The sequence below is a fragment of the Streptosporangium sp. NPDC006013 genome (assembly GCF_040614275.1).
Classification (GTDB): domain Bacteria; phylum Actinomycetota; class Actinomycetes; order Streptosporangiales; family Streptosporangiaceae; genus Streptosporangium.
Genome location: NZ_JBEXUE010000658.1, coordinates 1 through 4,520, shown reverse-complemented (window position 1 = coordinate 4,520; position 4,520 = coordinate 1). Strand labels below are relative to the sequence as shown.

The window sequence follows — 4,520 nt, the reverse complement described above, 5'->3', positions numbered from 1 at the left end:
ACGTGCAGCAGCACAACCCCGGCACGAAGGTCGTGATCGAGCAGCGGGACACCAAGGGCGAGCCGACCGCGGCCGTCGCCGCCACCCGGGCGTACGAGCCCGCCCTGATCGCCTGGGCCGCGAAGTGCACGGCCTGCTGACCCGATCCGCACTTGCGGTCGATCGTGGCGGCGGGCACGTGTGGCGGGAGACCCGCGCCCAGCCAGGCCATCCGGCCGGGGGTGGCGGACTGCTCACCCACCTGCGACACGCAACCGATCAGCACATCGTCCACGGTGCCCGGGTCCAGGTCATGGCGGGCCAGCAGGCCGGTCAGGGTCTGGGCCAGGAGATCGACCGGATGGACGTCCGCAAGAGCACCTCCGCTACGGCCGCGGCCACTTGCGGTCCGGACCGCGTCGACGATCACAACATCAGCAAGAACTTGCGCAACTCCCATGGGTATTGTTTATCATGATATTCATCATAATGTCCATGGTGGCCGCCCGGCCGCCACCCCCTCCTCCGCGGCTGTTGACGGTCACACGCGAGGAATCTAGAATAATGATTACATTCGAAAGAACGGATGCCATGTCTGCCAGTGTCGATGAGCATCAGGAGATCCGTGCGCTGGCCGCGCGTGTTGCCGCAGAGGTGTACGCCCCCATGGCGGAACAGCTCGACGTGGATCGGACGCCGATCTCACTGGAACAGCGCAAGCGGCTGGGCGACCTCGGTTTCCTCGGCATCGCCCACCCGGAGCGGTTCGGAGGCTCGGGAGCTCCGCTCTCGCAGGCCCTGGCCGTGATCGAAGAGTTCGGCAGGGTATGCCGTCCGGCCGCGTTCCAGATCTTCGAGGCTAACACCGGCCCCGCACAGGTGATCAACCACCTCGCCACCGAGGAGCAGCGCGAGCGATGGCTGCCCGCCATCATCTCCGGTGACAGGACCATGGCCGTGGCGATCTCCGAGCCTGACGCGGGCTCCGCCGCAACGGACATGCGTACCACCGCGAAGCCGATGAACGGCGGCTACGTCATCAACGGCGGCAAGCGGTGGATCTCCAACGGCGGCGAGGCCGACCAGTACCTGGTGTACTGCCGGCTCAGCGACGCCCCCGGCTCCAAGGGCATTGGCGCGGTCCTCGTCGAGAAGGGCATGCCGGGCCTCAGCTTCGGCGCTCCGGAACGCCTCATGGGTTTCCGTGGCATCCCCTCCGCCGATGTCATCTTCGACAACGTGCAGGTGCCCAAGGAGAACGTCGTCGTTCCCGCCGGTGACTTCGGCAAGCTTTTTGGTGTCTTCTCGATCGAGCGGCTCGGCAACTCCACCATGAGCCTGGCGATCGGCCAGGAGGCGCTTAACCGTACGATGCGATATGTCGAGGAGCGCGAGCAGTTCGGCAAGCCTCTGATCGAGTTCCAGAGCGTCCAGGTGATCCTCGCTGACATGGTGCTCCAGGTCGAGGCCGCCCGGTTGCTCCTTCAGCGCGCGGCAGCCGGCGCCGACACCGGCCTGCCCGACCCGCTGCAGGTGTCGCTCGCCAAGTGCACCGCCAACGAGATGGCCAAGCGGGTCACCGACCTGGCCATGCAGCTGCACGGCGGCAACGGTTACACGGAGGAATACGGCATCGAGCGCCTGCACCGTGACGCCCACGGCTGGGCCATCGCCGGCGGTACGCCGACCATGCAGCGCATCCGCATCGTCACCGAACTGCTCGGTCGCAGGTTCGACCAGCGTCGCTGAGCCCAGCCGTACTCCGCCGAGACCTCAACAGGAGAGACAGCATCGTGGAAGATGGGCAGATGTTCGATCTGAGCCCGCGTCATCGGAAGATCCAGGAGATCGCGCGTGCTGTCGCGGCTCAGGTCGACGAGTTCGCGAACGAGGCCGATGAGTATGTCGAGGTGCACCCGGGTGTCCTGCGGGCACTGCGTGAAAGCGGCCTCGCCCGGCAGGTGGTACCGGCGGCGTACGGCGGCGAGACCGAGGTCCTCGACCCGCTGTCGATCGTGGTCGTCCGTGAGGCGCTGATGTACAGCTCGGCTCACCTGGACTCGCTGTTCGGCATGCAGGGGGTGGGCAGCTACTCGCTCGCCGTAGGAGGCTCCGACGAGCTCAAGAGCCGGTGGCTGCCCCAGGTGGCCCGGCTCGACGCGATTGCCGGTCTGGCGCTGACCGAGCCGGACGTCGGCTCGGACCTGCGGGGGGTGACCACGACGATCCAGGCCGTTCCCGGCGGAGTGCGCGTGCACGGGCGGAAGTCGTTCATCACCAACGGCGGCGCCGCCGACTTCTACTGCGTGCTCGGAAAGGAGGACGAGGGCTACTCGATGATCCTCGTTCCCGCTGACGCACCCGGCCTGACGATCACGCGGGGCGACGACCTGATCGCACCTCACATCCTCGGTGAGCTCGACTTCGACGACGTCGTGGTGCCCGAGGGCAACCGGCTCGGCGTACCGGGCAAGGCGTTCTCGCTCATGCTGCAGACCCTCGCGGTCTTCCGGGTGACGGTTGCGGGTTCCGCGGTGGGCCTCGCCCAGGCCGCACTCGACGAGGCGCTGCGGCACGCGAAGACGCGGGAGCAGTTCGGCCGGCCGCTGATCGACCTTGGTGCCGTCTCACAGAGCGTGGCCCTGTCCTGGACCGAGGTGGAGTCGGCCCGGGCGATCACCTATCGGGCGGCGGCACTGGCCCAGTCCGACCCGCTCGCCCACCTCGACTACTCGTCGATCGCCAAGGTCAGCGCCACCGAGGCGGCCGGCCGCGTGGTCGACCGCTCAGTGCAGATCATGGGCCGGTTCGGTCTGGTACGCGGCTCGAAGATCGAACGTCTGTATCGCAACGCCCGTCCGCTGCGGGTCTACGAGGGTGCCACCGAGGTGCTGCTCGACTCGCTCGCGCGCCGGTTGTCGAAGGGAGTCTCCTGATGGACCTCGGACTGCGTGACAGCGTCGTCCTCGTCACCGGTGCCAGCCGGGGGCTCGGAGCGGCGATCTCCATCCAGCTCGCGGCCGAGGGCGCATACGTCGTGGCCGCCGCCCGCTCCAAGGACAGCCTCAGCGACCTGGCGGCCAGGGGTGAGGGCCGCATCTCGATCATCGAGGCGGACATGCGCGACGAGACTTCCGTCGTCGGCCTCGTCGACGAGGTCATCGCGCGGCACGGCCGGATCGACGGGCTGATCAACAACGCCGGGGTCGCGCCCGCCGGGAAGTTCGTGGACCAGGACCCGCAGATCTGGAAGGACACGATGACGGTCAACGTCATCGCGCCGATGCTGCTCGCCCAGGCCGCCGGTCGGCACATGATCGCGCAAGGTGACGGCCGGATTCTCAACGTGGCCTCGACGACGGGTGTGCGCGGCAAACCGTACCTGGTCGGCTACTCCACCTCGAAGGGCGCGATGATCCGGATGACCGAGGCGCTTGCCGCCGAGTGGGCCCCGAAGAACGTGCGGGTCAACGCGATCGCTCCCGGCGCGTTCCAGACCGACGCCCAGAAGGCCGTGCTCGAGTCCCCCGAACTGCTCCGGCGGCGGGTCGCGAAGATTCCCGCGGGCCGGATGGCGGACCCCTCCGAACTCGTCCCCCTCGCCTGCCTGCTCGTTTCGCCCCTCTCCTCGTTCACCACAGGTGCGATCTTCGTGGTCGACGGTGGCGAGTCCGGCAAGCTGTGAGGGTATCCCCATGATCATTGACGCTCATACGCACGTCTGGCCCGACAAGATCGCCGGGATCGCACTGGGAAGCAACCGGGTCCCGGGTCTTGAGCCCCGCGGTGACGGAACGGTCGGCGGCTTGACCCGCCAGATGGAGTCGACCGGCGTGGACATCAGCTGCTGCCTCGGGATCGCCAACGAGGCCCGGCACGTGGACAAGGTCAACGCGTTTGTGGCCGGGCTGATGTCGGAGAAGCGCATCGGCTTCGGCACGGTGCATGTGGACCTGCCGGTCGAGGAGAATATGGCGAGCCTGCAGCGGCATGGTGTGAAGGCGGTGAAGCTGCACCCGCTGTTCCAGAACTTCGCGCTCGACGACAAACGGCTCTGGCTGATCCTCGAGGCCTTCGGCGGCGACATCGCCGTGATCACCCATGTCGGCGAGGGCGGCGACGCGCGCACCAACAGCCTGTCGAGCCCGAAGATGATCGCGGACATCGCCAGGCAGTTCCCGGATCTGCGGCTGATGGCCTGTCACTTCGGCGGTTACAAGATCCTCGACGATGCCGAGGAGATGCTCTCCGGCGCGGACGTCGTGCTGGAGACATCCTGGCCGCCGAGCCTCGCGACCCTGCGACCGGATCGGGTACGCCGGCTCATCCGGAACCACGGCGCGGAGCGGATCGTGTTCGGCTCCGACTGGCCGATGACCGACCCCGGGGCGGAGATCGCCGCCATCGAGGCGCTCGGGCTCACCGACGACGAGAGCAAGTCGGTGCTGGGCGGGACGATCGCGCGGGTCCTCGGCGTCGATTCGCCGTGGGCGCGCTAACCTTGAGTTCCATGAGAAAGGGCCGGGATGGTCATCCCGGCC

Annotated in this window: 4 protein-coding genes and 1 pseudogene; 4 read left to right on the top strand and 1 reads right to left on the bottom strand. The window is 67.7% G+C overall.

What is annotated here, in order from left to right; translation table 11 throughout:
* Positions 1-439 (bottom strand): annotated as a pseudogene (locus ABZ260_RS47215) (hypothetical protein); the annotation flags it as partial.
* 131 nt (positions 440-570) lie between these two features.
* Here ABZ260_RS47215 and ABZ260_RS47210 point away from each other — a divergent pair.
* From ABZ260_RS47210 to ABZ260_RS47195, 4 genes are read left to right on the top strand one after another with little or no spacing between them, the layout of a single operon-like run.
* On the top strand, positions 571-1,728 hold the full coding sequence (locus tag ABZ260_RS47210) for an acyl-CoA dehydrogenase family protein (protein WP_355631461.1): 1,158 nt from the start codon (positions 571-573) through the stop codon (positions 1,726-1,728).
* A 59-nt stretch (positions 1,729-1,787) separates the two neighbouring features.
* Positions 1,788-2,915, top strand: coding sequence for an acyl-CoA dehydrogenase (locus ABZ260_RS47205; RefSeq protein ID WP_355631459.1), 1,128 nt, complete (start codon positions 1,788-1,790; stop codon positions 2,913-2,915).
* Positions 2,915-3,664 (top strand): SDR family oxidoreductase, encoded by a 750-nt coding sequence (locus ABZ260_RS47200; RefSeq protein ID WP_355631456.1) that lies wholly within the window; start codon positions 2,915-2,917, stop codon positions 3,662-3,664. The genes ABZ260_RS47205 and ABZ260_RS47200 overlap by 1 nt, the downstream gene beginning before the upstream one ends.
* 10 nt (positions 3,665-3,674) lie before the next feature.
* On the top strand, positions 3,675-4,478 hold the full coding sequence (locus ABZ260_RS47195) for an amidohydrolase family protein (protein ID WP_355559366.1): 804 nt from the start codon (positions 3,675-3,677) through the stop codon (positions 4,476-4,478).
* Positions 4,479-4,520 lie beyond the last annotated feature (42 nt).

What these genes read in the sequence shown, in the direction of transcription:
- ABZ260_RS47200 (WP_355631456.1), top strand. Translation starts at nt 2,915, where the DNA reads ATGGACCTCGGACTGCGTGACAGCGTCGTCCTCGTCACCGGTGCCAGC.
- ABZ260_RS47205 (WP_355631459.1), top strand. Translation starts at nt 1,788, where the DNA reads ATGTTCGATCTGAGCCCGCGTCATCGGAAGATCCAGGAGATCGCGCGT.
- ABZ260_RS47210 (WP_355631461.1), top strand. Translation starts at nt 571, where the DNA reads ATGTCTGCCAGTGTCGATGAGCATCAGGAGATCCGTGCGCTGGCCGCG.
- ABZ260_RS47195 (WP_355559366.1), top strand. Translation starts at nt 3,675, where the DNA reads ATGATCATTGACGCTCATACGCACGTCTGGCCCGACAAGATCGCCGGG.